19 protein-coding genes are annotated in these 17,686 nt (G+C 73.1%); 11 read left to right on the top strand and 8 right to left on the bottom strand.

What is annotated here, in order from left to right:
* The first annotated feature begins 4 nt into the window (after positions 1–4).
* Positions 5–496, top strand: coding sequence for an NUDIX domain-containing protein (locus tag ACWCQS_RS20335; RefSeq protein ID WP_451005704.1), 492 nt, complete (start codon positions 5–7; stop codon positions 494–496).
* A gap of 59 nt (positions 497–555) precedes the next feature.
* Here ACWCQS_RS20335 and ACWCQS_RS20330 read toward each other — a convergent pair whose 3' ends face one another.
* Entirely contained in the window at positions 556–1,074 is a 519-nt protein-coding gene (locus tag ACWCQS_RS20330) for an ATP-binding protein (protein WP_451005703.1), read from the bottom strand.
* A gap of 148 nt (positions 1,075–1,222) precedes the next feature.
* Between ACWCQS_RS20330 and ACWCQS_RS20325 the strand changes: the two genes are divergently transcribed.
* Positions 1,223–1,822, top strand: a complete 600-nt coding sequence (locus ACWCQS_RS20325; RefSeq protein ID WP_451005702.1) for a TetR/AcrR family transcriptional regulator — start codon at positions 1,223–1,225, stop codon at positions 1,820–1,822.
* Between the two features lie 55 nt (positions 1,823–1,877).
* Positions 1,878–2,615 (top strand): SIR2 family NAD-dependent protein deacylase, encoded by a 738-nt coding sequence (locus ACWCQS_RS20320; RefSeq protein WP_451005701.1) that lies wholly within the window; start codon positions 1,878–1,880, stop codon positions 2,613–2,615.
* Between the two features lie 76 nt (positions 2,616–2,691).
* Here the strand turns inward: ACWCQS_RS20320 and ACWCQS_RS20315 are convergent, their stop codons facing one another.
* The 3 genes from ACWCQS_RS20315 to ACWCQS_RS20305 form a co-directional block, all read right to left on the bottom strand.
* On the bottom strand, positions 2,692–3,180 hold the full coding sequence (locus ACWCQS_RS20315) for a methylated-DNA--[protein]-cysteine S-methyltransferase (protein ID WP_451005700.1): 489 nt from the start codon (positions 3,178–3,180) through the stop codon (positions 2,692–2,694).
* Between the two features lie 12 nt (positions 3,181–3,192).
* Positions 3,193–4,704 (bottom strand): AlkA N-terminal domain-containing protein, encoded by a 1,512-nt coding sequence (locus ACWCQS_RS20310; protein ID WP_451005699.1) that lies wholly within the window; start codon positions 4,702–4,704, stop codon positions 3,193–3,195.
* A 106-nt stretch (positions 4,705–4,810) separates the two neighbouring features.
* Positions 4,811–5,698 carry a methylenetetrahydrofolate reductase gene (locus tag ACWCQS_RS20305; protein WP_451005698.1) on the bottom strand — a complete coding sequence of 296 codons (888 nt, stop codon included), beginning with the start codon at positions 5,696–5,698 and terminating at the stop codon, positions 4,811–4,813.
* A 176-nt stretch (positions 5,699–5,874) separates the two neighbouring features.
* On the opposite strand from ACWCQS_RS20305, the gene ACWCQS_RS20300 reads away from it, so the two are divergent.
* Positions 5,875–6,576, top strand: coding sequence for a B3/B4 domain-containing protein (locus ACWCQS_RS20300; protein WP_451005697.1), 702 nt, complete (start codon positions 5,875–5,877; stop codon positions 6,574–6,576).
* Between the two features lie 17 nt (positions 6,577–6,593).
* Complete coding sequence (locus tag ACWCQS_RS20295; RefSeq protein WP_451005696.1) at positions 6,594–8,243, top strand: aminotransferase-like domain-containing protein; 1,650 nt, start codon at positions 6,594–6,596, stop codon at positions 8,241–8,243.
* A gap of 41 nt (positions 8,244–8,284) precedes the next feature.
* Here ACWCQS_RS20295 and ACWCQS_RS20290 read toward each other — a convergent pair whose 3' ends face one another.
* The 4 genes from ACWCQS_RS20290 to ACWCQS_RS20275 all read right to left on the bottom strand — a co-directional run bounded on the left by ACWCQS_RS20290 (position 8,285) and on the right by ACWCQS_RS20275 (position 13,095).
* Positions 8,285–8,794 (bottom strand): O-acetyl-ADP-ribose deacetylase, encoded by a 510-nt coding sequence (locus ACWCQS_RS20290; RefSeq protein ID WP_451005695.1) that lies wholly within the window; start codon positions 8,792–8,794, stop codon positions 8,285–8,287.
* Entirely contained in the window at positions 8,791–10,212 is a 1,422-nt protein-coding gene (locus ACWCQS_RS20285) for a phytoene desaturase family protein (RefSeq protein WP_451005694.1), read from the bottom strand. Before ACWCQS_RS20285 ends, ACWCQS_RS20290 begins: the two co-directional genes overlap by 4 nt.
* A 125-nt stretch (positions 10,213–10,337) precedes the next feature.
* Positions 10,338–11,186 carry an inositol monophosphatase family protein gene (locus ACWCQS_RS20280; RefSeq protein ID WP_451005693.1) on the bottom strand — a complete coding sequence of 283 codons (849 nt, stop codon included), beginning with the start codon at positions 11,184–11,186 and terminating at the stop codon, positions 10,338–10,340.
* A gap of 91 nt (positions 11,187–11,277) precedes the next feature.
* Positions 11,278–13,095, bottom strand: a complete 1,818-nt coding sequence (locus tag ACWCQS_RS20275) for a gamma-glutamyltransferase family protein (protein WP_451005692.1) — start codon at positions 13,093–13,095, stop codon at positions 11,278–11,280.
* 129 nt (positions 13,096–13,224) lie between these two features.
* Between ACWCQS_RS20275 and ACWCQS_RS20270 the strand changes: the two genes are divergently transcribed.
* The 6 genes from ACWCQS_RS20270 (at position 13,225) to ACWCQS_RS20245 (ending at position 17,677) form a co-directional block, all read left to right on the top strand.
* Positions 13,225–14,289 carry a lipoate--protein ligase family protein gene (locus tag ACWCQS_RS20270; RefSeq protein WP_451005691.1) on the top strand — a complete coding sequence of 355 codons (1,065 nt, stop codon included), beginning with the start codon at positions 13,225–13,227 and terminating at the stop codon, positions 14,287–14,289.
* Between the two features lie 188 nt (positions 14,290–14,477).
* A complete protein-coding gene (locus ACWCQS_RS20265) occupies positions 14,478–14,984 on the top strand; it encodes an SAV_915 family protein (RefSeq protein WP_451005690.1) in 507 nt (168 codons plus the stop codon).
* Positions 14,981–15,271, top strand: coding sequence for a DUF6317 family protein (locus ACWCQS_RS20260; RefSeq protein WP_451005689.1), 291 nt, complete (start codon positions 14,981–14,983; stop codon positions 15,269–15,271). Before ACWCQS_RS20265 ends, ACWCQS_RS20260 begins: the two co-directional genes overlap by 4 nt.
* 6 nt (positions 15,272–15,277) lie before the next feature.
* Positions 15,278–16,576 (top strand): WXG100 family type VII secretion target, encoded by a 1,299-nt coding sequence (locus tag ACWCQS_RS20255; protein ID WP_451005688.1) that lies wholly within the window; start codon positions 15,278–15,280, stop codon positions 16,574–16,576.
* Positions 16,554–17,090 carry a hypothetical protein gene (locus ACWCQS_RS20250; RefSeq protein ID WP_451005687.1) on the top strand — a complete coding sequence of 179 codons (537 nt, stop codon included), beginning with the start codon at positions 16,554–16,556 and terminating at the stop codon, positions 17,088–17,090. The genes ACWCQS_RS20255 and ACWCQS_RS20250 overlap by 23 nt, the downstream gene beginning before the upstream one ends.
* Entirely contained in the window at positions 17,087–17,677 is a 591-nt protein-coding gene (locus ACWCQS_RS20245) for a hypothetical protein (RefSeq protein ID WP_451005686.1), read from the top strand. The genes ACWCQS_RS20250 and ACWCQS_RS20245 overlap by 4 nt, the downstream gene beginning before the upstream one ends.
* Positions 17,678–17,686: the final 9 nt, after the last annotated feature.

The raw sequence follows: 17,686 nt of genomic DNA, 5'->3' as shown, positions 1-17,686 counted from the left end.
CCCAATGACGACTCCTGACTTCGCCACGTACATCGCGAGCCTGCCCCGAGTCCTCGCCGGCGCGGCCGCGCTCTTCCGGGACACCGAAGGGCGCGTGCTGCTGGTCGAGCCCAACTACCGCGAGGGCTGGGCGCTGCCCGGCGGCACGATCGAGTCGGACGACGGGGAGACCCCGCGCCGGGGCGCGCGCCGGGAGACGCTGGAGGAGATCGGGCTCGACCGGGAGCCGGGCCGGCTGCTTGCCGTGGACTGGGTGCATGGCACGGGCCGGCCCCCGCTGGTGGCGTACCTGTACGACGGCGGAGTCCTCACCGAGGCCGAGCTGAAGGCGATCCGCCTCCAGGAGGAGGAGCTGCTGTCCTGGCGCCTGGTCCCGCGCGAGGAGATCACCGACCACCTCCCCGGCGCCCTCGGCCGCCGCGTCCTGACCGCCCTGGACGTCCTCGCGGACGGCTCCGGCACCGCGGAGCTGGAGAACGGCCACCGGGTGGCGTGACCGGCCTTTCACCGGCCGCGGTCGCGGCGGGGCGCCGGGCGTGGCTCGGCCGAAGGTGCTCAGGCCGCCATCAAGCCGTTCTCGGTGCTTGCCACGGCCGGGTGCTCGGATCGCAGTTCGAACCAGATGGTCTTGCCCGTGGCGGTCTCCGTGCTGCCCCAGGCATCGGCGAGCAGATCGAGGAGTTCCGTGCCGCGCCCGCCTTCCGCGTCGGTGTCGACGACGCTGCGCAGGGGGCCGGCGGACTCGGTGTCCTCCACCTCGCACGCCAGTCGGGAGTCACGCACCCGCAGGTTGAGCCTGAGCGGCCCGCGGGTGTGCCGCAGGGCGTTGGTGACCACCTCGCTGACCAGGAGCTCGGCGGTGTCGGCCAGGTCGGCCAAGGACCAGTCGCTCAGCTGAGCGGTCACCAGCCGTCGTGCTCGGCCCGCCGAGGTCAGTTCCCGGGGCAGGGGCCAGGAGGCGTCCCAGACGGTGGCGCGGCCACGGGGAGCGTCCAGCGGTCGTATCGGTGCGAGCGTACGGGACCAGAGGGCCCACTGCCGGGTGGCCCAGGAGAGCGCGGCGTGTGTGGCCATGGGAATCAGTCCTTCGGAGCGAGACCGTACATGTAGCAGTCGCTACACCTCAAATATAGACGTAGCGGGTGCTACGGTAAAGACATCACCAAAGGTTCTTATAAGGGACATATAGCCCGAGCTTCCCTCACCGGATTCAGGAGCCCTCATGCCGCGGCCGCCCGACCCGGCCAAACGACGCGATCTGCTCGACCGGGTTCGCGCATACGTCCTCCGCCACGGGCTGACGGACCTCTCCCTGCGGCCCCTGGCCCGTGCGCTGGGCACCAGCGACCGCATGCTCCTGTACTACTTCGGCTCCAAGGAGCGGATGGTCGCCGAGGCCCTCGCCGGCTACGAACGTCGGCCTCTTCTGCGCACCCGCGAGCTCCTGGAGGCCTTCGGCCCACCGAGGGACGCGGCGAGCCTCCGCCGCTTCATGGAGGAGGTGTGGCATCAGTTCAGCGACCCCGACGTACGTGCCTCGCTCCCCCTGTATCTCGAGGTCATGAGCGCCAGCCTGCTCCACCCGGACCGGTACGGGCCCGTCCTGCACGACATCGTCACCGAGTGGACGGACCTGCTCACCAGCGTCTTCCGCGATCTCGGCATGGACCAGGACCGGGCCCGCACCCAGGCCGCCCTGCTGGCGGACGCCTCCTTCGGCCTCGTGATCGCCCCGCTGGCGAACGGCCACTGGGACCGGGCGGACAAGGCCTTTCACGCCCTCCTCGACATCCTCGAACCCGGATGGCGGACCCAGGCGTGACGCTCGGCCCCGATATCCGCTCGCCCCGATCGCACGGGCGTCCTACTCTCGGCCCATGGACAAGCCTTTCCTTGCCCTTCTCAGCGGCGCGGGTATCTCCACCGACTCCGGAATCCCGGACTACCGCGGGCCGAACGGGCTGTGGCGGCGGGATCCGGCGGCGGAAAAGCTCGTGACGTACGAGTACTACATGGCGGACCCGGAGATCCGGCGCCGCTCGTGGCAGATGCGGCGCAAGAACCGCACGCTCAAGGCCGAGCCGAACGCCGCGCACCGGGCCGTCGCCGAGCTGGAGAAGTCCGGCATCCCGGTGCGGGTCATCACCCAGAACGTGGACGGACTGCACCAGCTCGCGGGCATGCCCGCCCGCAAGGTGCTCGAACTGCACGGCAGCGCACGCAGTGTCGTCTGCACCCGGTGCCACGCCCGCGGACCGATGGAGGACGCCCTCGCCCGCGTCGAGGCCGGCGAGGAGGACCCGGCCTGCCTGGAATGCGGCGGCATCCTCAAGTCCGCGACCGTGATGTTCGGCGAGCGCCTGGACCCGGTCGTCCTCGGCGAGGCGATGGCCATCAGCAAGGCGTGCACCCTGTTCATCGCCGTCGGCAGCAGCCTCCAGGTGCAGCCCGCCGCCGGCCTCGTCGGCATCGCCGCCGACCACGGCGCCCACCTGACCATCGTCAACGCCGAAGCGACCCCGTACGACGACCGCGCCGACGAAGTCGTACGCGAGCCGATCGGCACCGCCCTGCCCGCACTGCTCGACCGCATCCGGACCGAAAGCGGCACATAGGATCCGTGCGCCTCAGGAGGGCCTCCCCCACCAGCTACTGCTGCGGCTTGCCTTCGAGTGCCATCGCTGGAGCGGGCTAGAACAGCGCGGTGTCCCGTTCGAAGTCCAGCAGGCGGCGCTTGCGGTCGAGGCCGCCGCCGTAGCCGGTGAGGTCGCCGGACGCGCCAATGACGCGGTGGCAGGGGACGATGATGCCGATGGGGTTCTTGCCGTTGGCGAGGCCGACGGCGCGGGATGCCCCGGGGTTGCCGAGGGCGTCTGCGAGTTGGCCGTAGGTGCGGGTCTCGCCGTACGGGATGCGGGTGAGCTGTTCCCAGACGCTGCGCTGGAACGGGGTTCCCTTCAAGGCGAGTTCGAGGGTGAACTGCTTCAACTCACCCGCGAAGTAGGCCGTCAGCTGCTCCCGCGCCGCGGCGAAGGAGGGCAGGCTGTCGTCCCAGTGGCCGAAGTTCTCCTCGGGCGGGCGGTGTCGCTGGCCGGCCATGTAGAGGCCGCACAGGGTGCCGTCGGCGTCGGCGACCAGGGTGAGCGGGCCGTACGGGCTGTCGATCAGGGTGCGGGTCATCGGAGAACCTTCTTACACGGGCAGGAAGTTGATCGGGTGGCTGTCGGTCGCCCACAGGTACTGCACGGCGTACGCACGCCAGGGCCGCCATGCCTCCGCCCGGGCGGTGAGCGCGGCCGGGGTGGAGGGCAGGCCCAGCTCCCCTGCCGCGCGCCGGATGCCGAGGTCGGTGGGGAGGAAGGCGTCGGGGTCGCCGAGGGCGCGCATGGCGATGACGTCGACGGTCCACGGTCCGAAGCCGGGCAGGGCCAGGAGCCGGGCGCGGGCTTCCGCCCAGTCGGACTCGACTCCCAGGTGGAGGGTGCCCTCGGCGAGTTCGCGGACCAGGGTGGTGAACGTGGTGCGCCGGGTGCGGGGCATCGCCAGGGTCTCTGGATTCACGGCGGCGAGGGCCTCGGGGGAAGGGAAGAGATGCGTGAGGCCGCCCTCGGGGTCGTCGAGGGGTTTGCCGTGCGCGGTGACCAGGCGGGCCGCGTGGGTGCGAGCGGCCGCCGTGGAGACCTGCTGTCCGAGGACGGCGCGGACGGCGAACTCGGCCTCGTCGACCGTGCGCGGCACCCGCCGGCCGGGCGCCTTGTCGACCAGGGGCGCGAGCAGCGGGTCGGTGCGCAGCCGCTCGTCCACGGCGACAGGGTCGGCGTCCAGGTCGAGCATGCGGCGGCACCGGCTGATCGCCACGGGCAGGTCGCGCAGATCGCTCAGCGTGAGGCGGCAGGCGATGTGGTCGGGGCAGGGCGTGAGGGAGACGATCCCATGGCCGTACGGCAGGCGCAGCGTGCGCCGGTACGCGCCGGTGGGGGTACCTCCCACGCCGTTCGGGCAGTGGGGGAGCCACTCCTCGACGCCGGGTACGGCGGTGGCGGCGAGGTGGCCGAAGAGGTTGGACGGGTTGAGCGGGGCACGGAACGGCAGCCGCAGGCTCAGCACGCCCGGGGTACCGGCCCCGGACTTCGGGGCGCGGGCGCGCAACTCGCTCGGGGTCAGGGCGAACACCTCGCGGACGGTGTCGTTGAAGGTGCGGATGGAGGCGAAGCCGGCCGCGAAGGCGATCTCCGTCATGGGCAGCGGCGTGGTCTCGATGAGCAGTCGCGCGGTCTGGGCGCGCTGGGCGCGGGCGAGCGCGAGGGGGCCCGCGCCCAGCTCGGCGAGCAGCTGCCGCTCCACCTGGCGGGTGCTGTAGCCGAGCCGGTCGGCGAGTCCGGGCACGCCCTCGCGGTCCACGACGCCGTCGGCGATGAGCCGCATGGCGCGGGCCACCAGGTCGGCGCGCTGGTTCCACTCCGGGGAGCCGGGGCTGGTGTCCGGGCGGCAGCGCTTGCAGGCCCGGAACCCGGCCTGCTGGCAGGCGGCCGCGCTCGGGTAGAACGTCATGTTCTCCGGCTTGGGCGGGACGACGGGACAGCTGGGGCGGCAGTAGATCCGGGTGGTCAGGACGGCCGTGAAGAACCACCCGTCGAACCGCGCGTCCTTGGACTGCACGGCGCGTACGCAGTGCTCCCGGTCGAGGTGCGTCGCTGTCTGCATGCGTCCAGCATCGGCCACCCAGGGCGCCGACCGCTGGCGGAAATCCGACAGCAGCGTCCGCGGGCCTGGTGGGGTGCCGATCCGGGCGGGCGTGGCCGGGGAGGCATCACGACGCGTGTGTGCCGAGGGCGGCCGTCTGCCGGAACCCGGCGATCCAGTCGGCGGTGTGGCGCAGCCCGCCGAACGTGTAGAAGTGGACCTTCACCGCGCCGTGCCGCTCGGGGTCGTAGCGGTGGGCGAGCGCGTGCAGGAAGCGGTCCGGGCCGGTCGTACCCATGAGGTTGGTCAGCGAGAAGCCGTACTTGCGGGCGACGGAGGCGCTGGTGGCGACGCCGAACCGGGTGGCGTATCCGAGCAGCCGGCGTACGCCCGCCGGTCCGGGCACGCCGATGCGGACGGGCAGGTGCACGCCCCGGGCGCGGGCGGCCTCCAGCCAGCCGAGCACGGGGTCGGCGTCGAAGCCGAACTGGGTGATGACATCGCCGCCGAACCGGTGCGCCCCGATGGCCGCCGCCTTGTCGGTGAGCGCGGACCACAGCGTGCCGTCGGCTATCGCCGGGTGGCCCTCCGGGTAGCCGCTGATGCCGACGTGCCGGACGCCGTGGCGCTGGAGCAGGCCGGTGCGCAGGACGGCGAGGGCGTCCGGGTAGGGGCCCTCGGGGCGGGCGGGGTCGCCGCCGACGACGAAGACGTTCTCGGCGGTGCCGGCCTCGGCCAGCCCGGACAGGAACTCCTCCAGGGCGGCTCGGGAGGGCAGGCGGCGTGCCGAGATGTGGGGCACGGGGACGAAACCGAGCCGTTTGACCGCGCGGGCGGCCGCCAGCCGCATGCCGAGGTCCTCCCCGGCGAGGAAGGTGATGTTGATCCGGGTGCCCCGCGGGATGCTGCCTTGCGCTTCCTCCAGCCGGGGCACGTCCTTGCCGGTCATCTCCAGCGAGAAGTCGTCCAGCAGCGCGGCACCGACCGCCGGGGTGGCGGTGAGAGCGGGGTTCATCGTGCTCCTCGTACGACGGCGTTCGGGACCCCGGCCGATGATGCCACGCGGGCTGCGGGTCCGCGGCCCGGGGGTCGGCCGGTTATGGACCGGCCACCCGCACCGGCTTTGGCCCTGGTGACCGGACCACAGCCCGGGCAAGGTGGTGGCTCCCGAACCCGAGGAGGTCCCTGACCATGCGATTCCGGCACGCGGACACCATCTGGGCCAGATTTCCCGAACTGGCCTCCGGCGCGCTGTACGCCGACGGCGTCGGCGCCGGTGCGGACACCGGGCCGCGCGCCGCCGAGTACACCGCCCGCGCTCTGGCCCGGCTGTCCGGCGCCACCGAGGGCGAGTTCCCCGAGGTGCTGGCCTGGCGGCGGACGTTCAGCCGGACGGGGCTCAGGCCGACGCAGTACCGGTGCGCCGCGGAGTCGCTGCTGCGGCGGCTGCGGAAGGAGGGCGCGCTGCCGCGCATCCATCCGCTGGTCGACCTGTGCAACGCGCTGTCCGTGGCGTACGCGATCCCGGTGGCGGTCCTCGACGTCGACCGGATCTCCGGGCCGCTGCTGGAGGTGCGGCCGGCCGGCGGCGACGAGGCGTACACGGCGTTCGGCGGCGGCGTGGAGCATCCCGCGCCCGGCGAGGTGACCTTCGTCGACTCCGCCGGACGCGCGCACGCACGGCGCTGGACCCACCGGCAGAGCGGCCACTCGGCGGTCGGCGAGCACACCCACCGGGTGCTGGTGGTGGCGGAGGCCATGCACGACGGCGGCGCGGAGATCGTGCCCGAGCTGCTGAAGGCGGCCGAGGCCGAGGTGGCGGCCCACTGGGGGATCGGCACCAAGACGGCCACACTCACCCGGGCCGCGCCGGACTTCGTCTTCGGCGGCTGAACCCGGCGCATGACAGCATGAGCACGGTGGACGAGGAGCGAGGGGTGCCGGCCGGCGCGGGTGAACTCCGTGGTCGTGGCTCGGACTTCCTGCAGCTGGCGGCCGGTGATGTGCCTGTCGGCGGGAAGGCCGAGTGGCTGGCCGGACGGCTGCGGCAGGCGATAGCGGACGGCCGCCTGGCGGTGGGCAGCAGGCTCCCGCCCACCCGGGTGCTGGCCACCGAACTCCATGTGTCCCGAGGGGTGATCACCGAGGCCTACCGCCGGCTCGCCGAGGACGGCCATCTGGAGGGCCGCCGCCGCGGGGGCACGGTGGTGGTGGCAGCGCCGTTCGCCGCGGCACGGGGCGTCCGCCGGGGCGGGGGACCAGGACGCGAGGAGTCTCGGAAGGCCAGAGAGGATGCGGCACTCGTCAGCCCCGGCGCAGAGTGCCCGCCGGCGACCCCTCGCGCACCCCGCCCCCCGCAACCAGCCGCCGGCCGCACCTCCCCCACGAGCCCTGAGCGCCCCACAGGCCCCACCACACCCGCGACCCCGTTCCTGCGGCCCCCGGGTGCCGACGTCTTCGACGCCTTGCGGGAGGTGCCGGCCGCCGTCGATCTCACTCCCGGGCGGCCCGACCTCGCCGCCTTTCCGCGTACCGCCTGGCTGCGCGCCGAGCGTGCCGTGCTCGCGGAGCTGTCCGCCGAGCACCTCGGCTACGGCGACCCCCGTGGCGCTCCCGCGCTGCGGCGGGCCGTGGCCGACTGGCTCGCGCGGATGCGGGGCGTACGGGTGGAGCCGGACGAGGTGCTGATCGTGGCGGGCACCGCCCAGGCGCTCACGCTGCTGCACCAGGTGCTGCGGGCGGACGGCATCGACGCCGTCGCGGTGGAGGACCCCGGCTCGCTCGGCGGCCGCCAGCATCTGCGCAACGGGGGCCTCGGCACCCCGCCGGTGCCGGTCGACGGGGACGGGGTGCGGGTGGACGCGTTGCGCGCGACCGGTGCCCGCGCGGTGCTGCTCACGCCGGCCCACCAGTTCCCGACCGGCGTGGTGACCAGCGGCGAGCGCCGGCGTGAGCTGCTGGGCTGGGCCCGGGACGGCGGGCTGATCCTGGAGGACGACTACGACGCGGAGCACCGCTACGACCGGCCGCCGGTCCCCGCGCTGCGGGCGCTGCTGGCCGACCGGGTGTGCTACATGGGCAGCGTGTCGAAGCTGCTCGCTCCGGCGTTGCGCATCGGCTGGCTGGTGGTCCCGCCCCGCTATCGCACGAGCCTGGTCGACGCCAAGCGGTTCAACGACCTGGGCAACGCGGTGCTGCCGCAGCTGGTGCTCGCCCGGCTGATGGAGTCCGGTGGACTGGAGCGGCAACTGCGGCTGCTGCGGCGGCGGCACCGCGACCGCCGCGACGCGATGATCGCCGCACTCGCCGAGCATCTGCCCGGTGGGACCGTGCACGGCGCCGCGGCGGGCCTGCATCTGACGGTCACGTACACCGCGGACGTGCCCGACACCGAGCTCGCCGCCGCCGCGCTGGGCCGGGGCGTGAAGTGCCAACCCCTGTCCTGGCACCGGCAGTTGCCCGGCCCGCCCGGTCTCGTCCTCGGCTACGCGGCCGCCGCGCCGGGAGTCATCGCCGAGGGAGTGGCGCTGCTCGGCAGGACCCTGCGTCAGCTGTCCTGACGGCTACTCCTGGCCGTGCGCATCCCCAACGGCCGTGCTGATCAGCCGACTTGGCGGGCGAACGCCTCGTACGCCCGCTCGTCGAAGAGCACGAAGCGCACCTCCTCGACCGCCGTCGCCGTGTTCCGCACGGTCTCCACGGCGATCCGTGCCGCGTCCTGCATCGGCCACCGGTACACGCCCGTGGAGACGGCCGGGAACGCGACCGTGCGGGCGCCGAGTTCGTCGGCGGTCCTCAAGGACTCGCGGTAGCAGGAGGCGAGCAGATCGGAGCGGTCCTCGCTCTCGCTGTACACCGGGCCCACCGTGTGGATGACCCAGCGCGCGTCGAGTTCACCCGCCGTGGTGGCGACCGCCTGGCCGGTGGGCAGGCCCTTGCCGTACCGGGAGGCGCGCAGGGCGCGGCATTCCTCCAGGATGGCGGGGCCGCCGCGCCGGTGGATCGCGCCGTCGACTCCGCCGCCGCCGAGGAGGGAGGAGTTGGCCGCGTTGACGATCGCGTCGGCGCTCTCCCGGGTGATGTCGCCCTGGACGAGGGTGATGGTGGTCATGTCTGCTGCCTCAGTCTTCGCCATACGGCCTTGGCCGCGTTGTGCCCCGACATACCGTGCACGCCGGGTCCCGGCGGGGTGGCCGAGGAGCAGATGAAGACGGCCGGATGAGGGGTGTGGTACGGGAACAGGGACAGTCTGGGGCGCAGCAGCAGCTGGAGTCCGGACGCCGCGCCGCAGGCGATGTCGCCGCCGACGTAGTTGGCGTTGTGGGCGGCCAGCTCGGCGGGGCCGGCGACGGCGCGGGCGAGCACGCGGTCGCGGAACCCGGGGGCGAAGCGCTCCAGTTGGCGCTCCATGGCGTCGGTGAGGTCGCCGGACCAGCCGTTCGGGACATGGCCGTACGCCCAGAAGACCTGCTTGCCCTGGGGGGCGCGGGTCGGGTCGACGATGCTGGGCTGCACGGTGATCAGGAACGGCCGGCCTGGGGCGCGGCCCTCGCGGGAGGCGGCGCGCAGGGCGGTGGAGATCTCGCCCTTGCTCGCGCCGATCTGCACGGTCGTGGCGGCGCGGGCCTCGGGCGCGGTCCAGGGCACGGGGCCGTCCAGCGCATAGTCGATCTTGAAGACGCTCGGGCCGTAGCGGTAGTGCGCGTAGTGGTTCCCGAAGCCGGCGATGCGGGCCAGCGCGGTGGGCGAGGTGTCGAAGACGTACGCCCGCGCGGGGGGCAGGTCGTCCAGGCGCTTGACCTCGTAGTCGGTGTGCACGGCGCCGCCGAGGTCCTTGAGGTAGTCGGCGAGGGCGTCGGAAATGGCCTGGGAGCCGCCGCGGGGCACCGGCCAGCCGCGGGCGTGGGCGGCCAGGGCGAAGACCAGGCCGATGGCGCCGGTGGCCAGGCCGCTGAGCGGCGCGATCACATGGGCGACCAGGCCGGCGAACAACGCCTTGGCCCGCTCGTCCTTGAAACGGCGCAGCAGCCAGGTGGACGGCGGCAGCCCGGCCAGGCCGAAGCGGGCCAGGGTGACGGGGTCGCGTGGGAGGGCGGTCAGCGGCAGGGACATGAAGTCCCGTACGAGAGTGTCCCAGTGGGCGAGGAACGGCTCGACCAGTCTGCGGTACGCGCCCGCGTCCCGGGGGCCGAAGGAGGCGGCCGTCTCGGCCACCGAGCGGGACAGCACGGCCGCGGTGCCGTCGGGGAAGGGATGCGCCATCGGCAGCTCGGAGTGCAGCCACTGCAGGCCGTAGCGGTCGAGGGGCAGGGCGCGGAACGCCGGTGAGTTGATGCCCAGGGGGTGGGCGGCCGAGCACGGGTCGTGCCGGAAGCCGGGCAGGGTCAGTTCCTCGGTGCGGGCGCCGCCGCCCACGGTGGACTTCGCCTCGAACAGCGCGACGGAGAAGCCTCGGCGGGCCAGCTCCACGGCAGCGGTCAGTCCGTTCGGCCCCGCACCCACCACGACCGCATCGAGCATCGACGGCACCTTCGGACCCCTTCGTCAGCCGATGGCCACTCGGGGTCAGGATATGCCGCGGGAATGACATTCCCTCGGGCCGGGTGGCCGGGCGGACCGGCAGACGGAGCCCGGCGGGATTCCGCCGGTCGGATTCAGGCCACCGTGCGCAGCAGGTCGGCCACCCGGCGGGCGGTCGTGGTGTCCCGGGCCGCGGTGAAGGGCAGGGCGTTGCCGCCGGTCACCCGGAACGGTTCGCCGGCGCGGGTGAGGTGCGTGCCGCCCGCCTCCTCGACGAGAAGCAGCCCGGCCGCGTGGTCCCAGGCCGCCTCCCAGGAGAACGCGACGGCGTCCAACTCCCCCCGGGCTATGGCGAGATACTCCAGGCCCGCCGAACCGCAGGGGCGGGGGGCGAGGCCGTCGGTCCACAGGACGCTCAGCGCGCGCTTCTGCTCGTCGGTGGTGTAGTCCGGGTGGGACGTGGCGACGACGAGGTCGCGGCCGGGCGCGGGCGGGCCCGCGAACAGCCGCTCGCCGTCGAGGAAGGCGCCCTGACCACGGACCGCGGTGGCGAGCTGGTCGCGCGCCGCGGCATAGGTCCAGGAGGCGAGGACGACGCCCCGCTGGACGAGGGCGACCAGGGTGCAGAACCCGTCGTCGCCGTGCACGAACTGGCGGGTGCCGTCGACCGGGTCGACGATCCAGACCGGCGCGTCGCCCTGGAGCGCCGCGTAGGTGGCCGGGTCGGCGTGCACGGCCTCCTCGCCGACCACGACCGAGCCGGGCAGCAGGGCGCCGAGGTCCGCGGTGAGCCGCAGCTCGGCGAGCCGGTCGGCGTCCGTCACCAGGTCGTGCGGGCCGCTCTTCTGGTCCACCTCGTGCTCGGCGAGGCGGCGGAAGCGGGGCAGGATCTCGGCCGCGGCGGCCTTGCGGACCGCTTCCTCCACGTCGGCCGAGCAGCGGGCGAGAAACTCTTCGATGGTTTCCGTCATTGCTTCGATCATGCCTCCATGAGAGCACGTCCCTCTGACAATCCCCGCCCGCCCGGTGCACAGCGGGTGGAATCGGGATGAAGAACAGGTTCCGGATGATCAGTCAGCGGCCGACGGCGTACCCCTGCATCCCGCGCGGGTTCGCCGCCGCCGAGAGCACGCCGGTCTCCGGGTCCCGGGCCACCGCACACAGGCGCCCCTCGGACCAGGCGGGGCCGACGGTGACGTCGTGGCCGCGCCGCCGCAGCTCCTCGATCACGTCCGCGTCCATGCGGGACTCGACGGTCACGCTCCCGGGGCGGCGGCCGCGCGGGTGGAAGGAGCTGAGGAAGCTGTCGTTGTGCCAGTTCGGGGCGTCGATCGCGCCCTGGAGGTCGAGGCCGCCGCGTACCGGGGCGCGCAGGGCGGCGGCGAGGAAGAAGTGCAGCTGCCACTGGTCCTGCTGGTCGCCACCGGGCGTGCCGAACGCCAGGACCGGCACGCCGTCGCGGAGCGCGAGGGACGGGGTGAGGGTGGTGCGCGGGCGGCGGCCCGGAGTGAGGGAGTTCGGGTGGCCCTCCTCCAGCCAGGTCATCTGCAGGCGCGTGCCGAGCGGGAAGCCCAGCTCGGGCACGACCGGGTTGGACTGCAGCCAGCCGCCGCTGGGCGTGGCGGCGATCATGTTGCCCCAGCGGTCGACGACGTCCAGATGGCAGGTGTCGCCACGGGTCGTGCCGTCGGCGGCCACCTGCGGGTCGCCGGGGAACTCGGCGACCGTCGGCTCACCGGCGCCCATCGGGTCGAAGCCGCGGTCCTTGCCGGTCTCCACGCGCGCGTACACCTGCGCCGGGAGCCGCGGGGTGCGCCCGCCGGGGCTGCCGGGCCGCAGCTCGAAGGAGGCCTTGGCACCGACCAGGGCCCGCCGCCCGGCGTTGTAGCCGTCCGACAGCAGCTCGGCGACCGGCACCTCGGCCGCGTCTCCGTACCAGGCCTCGCGGTCGGCCATGGCGAGCTTGCAGCCCTCGATCAGCAGGTGGACGTACTCGGCGGAGCCGTAGGCGGGCAGCTCGGGCGGGAGCAGGGCGAGCTGCTGCAGGAGGGCGGGGCCCTGGCTCCAGGGGCCGGCCTTGCACACGGTCCAGCCGTTCCAGTCGTAGGTCACCGGGGTCTCGTAGGTGGCCGACCAGCCGGCGAGGTCGGACTCGGTGAGCGTGCCGGTGTGCCGTGCGCCGCTGGTGTCCATGGTGGGCCGCCGGGACTGCCGTACCAGCGCCTCGGCGATGAACCCGGAGCGCCACACCTCGCGGGCCGCGTCGATCCGGGCCTCCCGGTCGCCGCTGCCCGCGGTCTCCGCGAGCAGCCGCTTCCAGGTCGCGGCGAGGGCGGGGTTGCGGAAGAGCTCACCGGGCCGGGGCGCCCGGCCGCCGGGCAGGTACACCTCGGCCGACGAGGTCCATTCGGTCGCGAACAGCTCCCGTACGGCGTCCACGGTCGCGCCGAGCTTCTCCACGGGCGCGTGCCCGTGCTCGGCGTAGCCGATGGCGTACTTCAGCACGTCCTCCAAGGACCTGGTGCCGTGGTCGCGCAGGAGCAGCAGCCAGGCGTCGAAGGCGCCGGGCACGGCGGCCGCGAGCGGTCCGGTGCCGGGTACGAGGTCCAGCCCGAGCCCCCGGTAGTGGGCGACGGTGGCACCGGCCGGGGCGACCCCCTGGCCGCACAGCACCTGCACCTCGCCGCCCGCCGCGGCGAGCAGGATCGGTACCTCGCCCGCGGGCCCGTTGAGATGCGGCTCCACCACGTGCAGCACGAACGCGCCCGCCACGGCGGCGTCGAAGGCGTTGCCACCGTCCTCCAGGACCGCCATCGCCGACTGGGAGGCCAGCCAGTGGGTGGAGGACACCATGCCGAAGGTGCCCTGCAGGGTGGGCCGGGTGGTGAACACGGCAGACGCCTCCTCGGCTCGGGTACCTCGTCCGGGTGATCGTACGAGCGTGATCGCGGTCCGGGGAACACGGCGACGACCTGCGCCGTTGATCTCGTGCGGGAGGCGGCAGGGACGGAGGCCCAGGCAGTGCACGGTGAGTACAAGGTGCCCGGCGGCAAGCTCGTCGTCGTGGACGTGGACGTCGAGGACGGCGTGCTGCGGCACGTGCGCGTGTCGGGCGACTTCTTCCTGGAGCCGGACGAGGCGCTGGACGCGGTGGACCGTGCGCTGGAGGGCGCCCCGGCGGACACCGACGCGGCGGGCCTGGCCGCCCGGATCGAGGGGGCGCTGCCCGCGGGGACGGTGATGTACGGCCTCACGTCGGAGGGCGTGGCGATCGCGGTGCGGCGCGCGCTCGCGCACGCCACGGACTGGACCGACTACGACTGGCAGCTGATCCACGAGGGCCCGCAGCCGCCCGCGCTGCACATGGCGCTGGACGAGGTGCTGACCGCCGAGGTCGCCGCGGGCCGGCGGCCGCCGACGCTGCGGGTGTGGGAGTGGGGCGCCCCGGCGGTGATCATCGGCAGCTTCCAGTCGCTGCGCAACGAGGTGGACCCGGAGGGCGCCGCGCGGCACGGCATCGAGGTGGTGCGACGGATCTCCGGCGGTGGCGCGATGTTCGTGGAGCCCGGCAACACGATCACCTACTCGCTGTCGGTGCCCGAGTCCCTCGTCCACGGCCTGTCCTTCCAGGACAGCTATGCCTACCTGGACGACTGGGTGCTGGGCGCCCTCGGGGAGATGGGCATCCGGGCCTGGTACCAGCCGCTGAACGACATCGCGACCGACCAGGGCAAGATCGCGGGTGCGGCACAGAAGCGGATCGTCGGACCCGGCGGGGGCCCGGGCGCCGTACTGCACCACGTGACCATGTCGTACGACATCGACGCCGACAAGATGGTCGAGGTGCTGCGCATCGGGCGGGAGAAGCTGTCCGACAAGGGGACGAGATCCGCGAAGAAGCGGGTCGATCCCCTGCGGCGGCAGACCGGTCTGCCGCGTGAGGCGGTCATCGACCGGATGATCGAGTCGTTCCGCGTGCGGTACGGCCTGGCGCCGGGCAAGATCACGGACGAGGAGCTGGCGCGCGCGGAGGAGCTGGCCCGGGCCAAGTTCACGTCGGCGGAGTGGACCGCTCGGGTCCCCTAGCCACCGCGCAGGCCGGACGCCCTGGTTCAGCAACGGGTCAAGCGCTGTCATGCCGTCGGCCAAGCGGGCGTATGGGTTCCGTGTACGGCCGACACCAGGTCACGACATGGCCGGATTTGCCCTCTTGCCCGCTGGCTAACGTAGTCGCGCCCGATCGGCCACGCACGCACGGGGAAGAGGTGACGGCGATGGGGGCGCCGATACGTTCACGACTGCTCGATTTCGCTGAGCCGGATCCGCCCGGGACCGGCCTTCCGCAGCACACTCCGCAGTCGCTCCGCTCGGCGCTGCGGGACCTCGTGGAGGCCGCGCCGCCCCCGCGCACGGCCACGGACGACCGGCCCGGCCCGAAGCCCGGGGTGCCCGCGTACCACACTCCGGTGTGCGTGCCGGCACATCCGCGGTCCGTCACCGGCACCGGCACCGACGGCCGCCCCGCGCGCGTGCCCTTCATCGTCCTCGAACTCTTTGAGCACCCCGCACACGGCACCGTGGCGTTCGCGTTCACCTCGCCGGCCAGGCTGGTGCAGGCCCTCGGCGAGTCCCAACCGTGGGTCGCCGCCTCCCTCGGCCCGCTGGCCGAGGGCGTGCGCGAGCAGGGTGTCACGGTCCTGCTGGACCCCCGGGTCGCGCCCGGGGAACCCAATTGGCGGCCTGCCGACCTGGCCGCCCATGTGCGGGAGGTGCGCCGGTGAGCGACTTCAAGGCGGTCTACGACGACCTCGCCGCCATGGCGAAGACCTTCCACGACCAGGCCGGCGACTACCGCAAGCTGCACCCCGACGTGGCACCGCCGGTCGTCAGCGGCGGCGACCCCGGCCTCGACTCGGCCATCAAGGAGGTCGCGGACCTCATCATCGCGCTGCACACCGGCATGGCCGACCGGCTCGACGACCACGGGGACAAGGTCGCCTACGCGCGGGACTCCTTCCACCGGCACGACGTGGACGTCCACGGCGTCTTCGAAGACCTGATCAAGTGAGAGCCGATGAGTGACAGCTGGGTCGGCGGCGACATCGGCGGTCTGCGCACGATGGCCGAGACGTACAAGAACGCCAAGGACAAACTCGACGGCGTGGTCAAGCCGCTCGGCAGCGCCGTCGACAAACTGGTCGGCGACGCCGGCTGGCAGGGCGAGGCGGCCGAGAGCTTCCGCGGCAAGTGGAGCGAGGACGCGCTGGCCGCCGGCGGCTTCGCCGAACTGGTGCACGCGGCGGGCGAGATCCTCGAGACCCTCGCGGGCGCGCTGTCCACGTGCGAGTCGTCCCTGCAGAACGCACAGCACATCGCGGCCGGCAAGGGCGTGCCGACGGACGCCGAGGGCGCGCCGCTGCCGGTCATGACGGCGAATCCGCCGAGCGCGGACGACCAGAAGACCATCTCGGCGATGAACGACTACGCCACGGCGCGCGACGAGATCCTGCACACCGCCCAGCACGCACGACTGGTGGCGGCGAAGGACTTGCAGGGGCTGTACGACAAGGTGACGTCGAAGGACGACTCGGTGTCCCCGGGAGACAAGGTCACCCTGTACGACGCGCTGCGCGGCCTGTACGCGTACGACGCCGAGGACGCCCGCGCCGGGGGTATCGAGGCCCGCCGGCACATCGACGCGGCCAGGGCCGAGGCACAGGCGGCCAAGAAGCAACTCCGCGATGAGCGCAAGGTGTTCCAGCAGCAGGGTCGCAAGTTGCCGGACGATCTTCCGGCCAAGAGTGCCTACCGCGACGCGGTCACCAAGGTGGACTCGCTGGAGGCGGACATCGCGCGTGCCGACAACGGCAGCACCGCGTTGCCGTACGACCGTGCGCTGAACGTCAAGCTGGCGGACGCCGCGGACGCGCTGCGCATGGGCAAGGGGCTGGAAGCCCTGCCGGACGTCCTCAAGGAGTTGCCTGTTCTGGATGTCGTGGCAGCCGGCGCCTGCGGCGTCCTGGAGGCTTCCGACGACCATGACAAGGGCTGGTCCTGGCAGCACTCGGTCGCTGTCGACGAAGGCGCGAACCTGGGTGGCCTGGCCGCAGGAGCGGCCGTCACAGCAGGTATCGTGGCCACCGCTCCCATCGACCTGACCGCGGGCACCGTGGCTGCGGTCGGGGTCGGCTCGGTGATCATCGCGACCTCCGTTCTCGACCACACCTTCCACGAGCACTGGAGCGAGGACATCCACGATCACGGGGTGGTCGGTGGGGTGCTGACCGGGGCCGGACACGTGGCCTCCGCGACCGTCGATGACGGGAAACGACTGGTGAAGGACGTCTGGCATGGTGTCACGAGCATCTTCTGAAGCACCGGCCGGAGGACTTCCTGTCGACGTCCCCAAGCTTCCGGGCCTCGGCACCACCTGGTACGAACGCGGCACACGCTACTGGCTCCGCCGCGTCTTGACGGCCGCCAACATGCTCGTCGCCGCCGCCATCGTGTGCTTCATGGCGGTGGCCTTCTACTCGGGGTTCCGCGACCTCCTGCCGTCTGACGCGCGTGTGGTGTGGGACGGCGTGCAGGTGGCCGCGTCCGTCGTGACCTTGGCGTGGGGCTGGGTGTCGCAGCGCAGGGGCCACCGCGAGGCACTTCTGAATCCCCCTGCTCCCGGCGAAAGCATCCGGGCCAAACGCGACCGCGCCAGGCGTGTCCCGGGCTTGATCGCCGTGGGCCGTGGGCTCATGCTGCTCGCTGCTCCTGTCATGCCGGCGTTCGCCGCATGGTGCGTCGGCTGGTTCGCCGCCGCGATCGCCGTCCGGGAGTACCCCAGCGAAGTCGGCGCCCGCCGCTGGCTGGAGGAGCACCGGTCCGGAGCATGACGACAACTTCGACGCCCGTCGGCATCCCGTCCCTGCCGGGGCTCGGCACCACGTGGTACGAGCGCGGTCCGCGCTACTGGCTGCGCCGCGCCCTCGGCGCCACGCTGTGGCTGGCGGTGCTGGCCTTCTGCGTCTACATCGCGCTCGTCCTGTACGCAAGCTTCCGCGGCGCCCTGCCGCCGGCGGTCCGCCCGGTGTGGGACTGGGCGCAGGCGGCGGCGTCCGTCGTGGCCCTGGTGTGGGGCTGGCTGGTGCAGCGCCGGGACCACCGCGGGAAGCTCCTGGACCCGCCTGCCCCCGACGCGTTCCGTGCCGCCAAGCGGGACGAGCGCCGCCGCTCCACCGGTGCGGCCCTCGCCGCTCGTGCCCTCTGGCTGATCGCCGCACCCGTCCTGCCCGCACTGGCCGCCTGGGCCGTCGGCTGGTCGGTCGCCGCCTTCACCGTCCGCGAGTACCCCAGCGAAGTCGGCGCGCGCCGCCGGCTTGAGGTGCAAAAAGGGGGCAGAACGGTACGCCGTGAGTCCACGGCCGTGACCGCCCGGGCACACAGCGGAGTTCCTACTTCCGCCCCACAGGGAGTCGTGTGACACTGGCGT

The sequence above is a fragment of the Streptomyces sp. NPDC002076 genome, from assembly GCF_053593835.1.
Note: the sequence above shows the minus strand (reverse complement) of the source record. Positions and strands in the feature narration are given on the sequence as shown.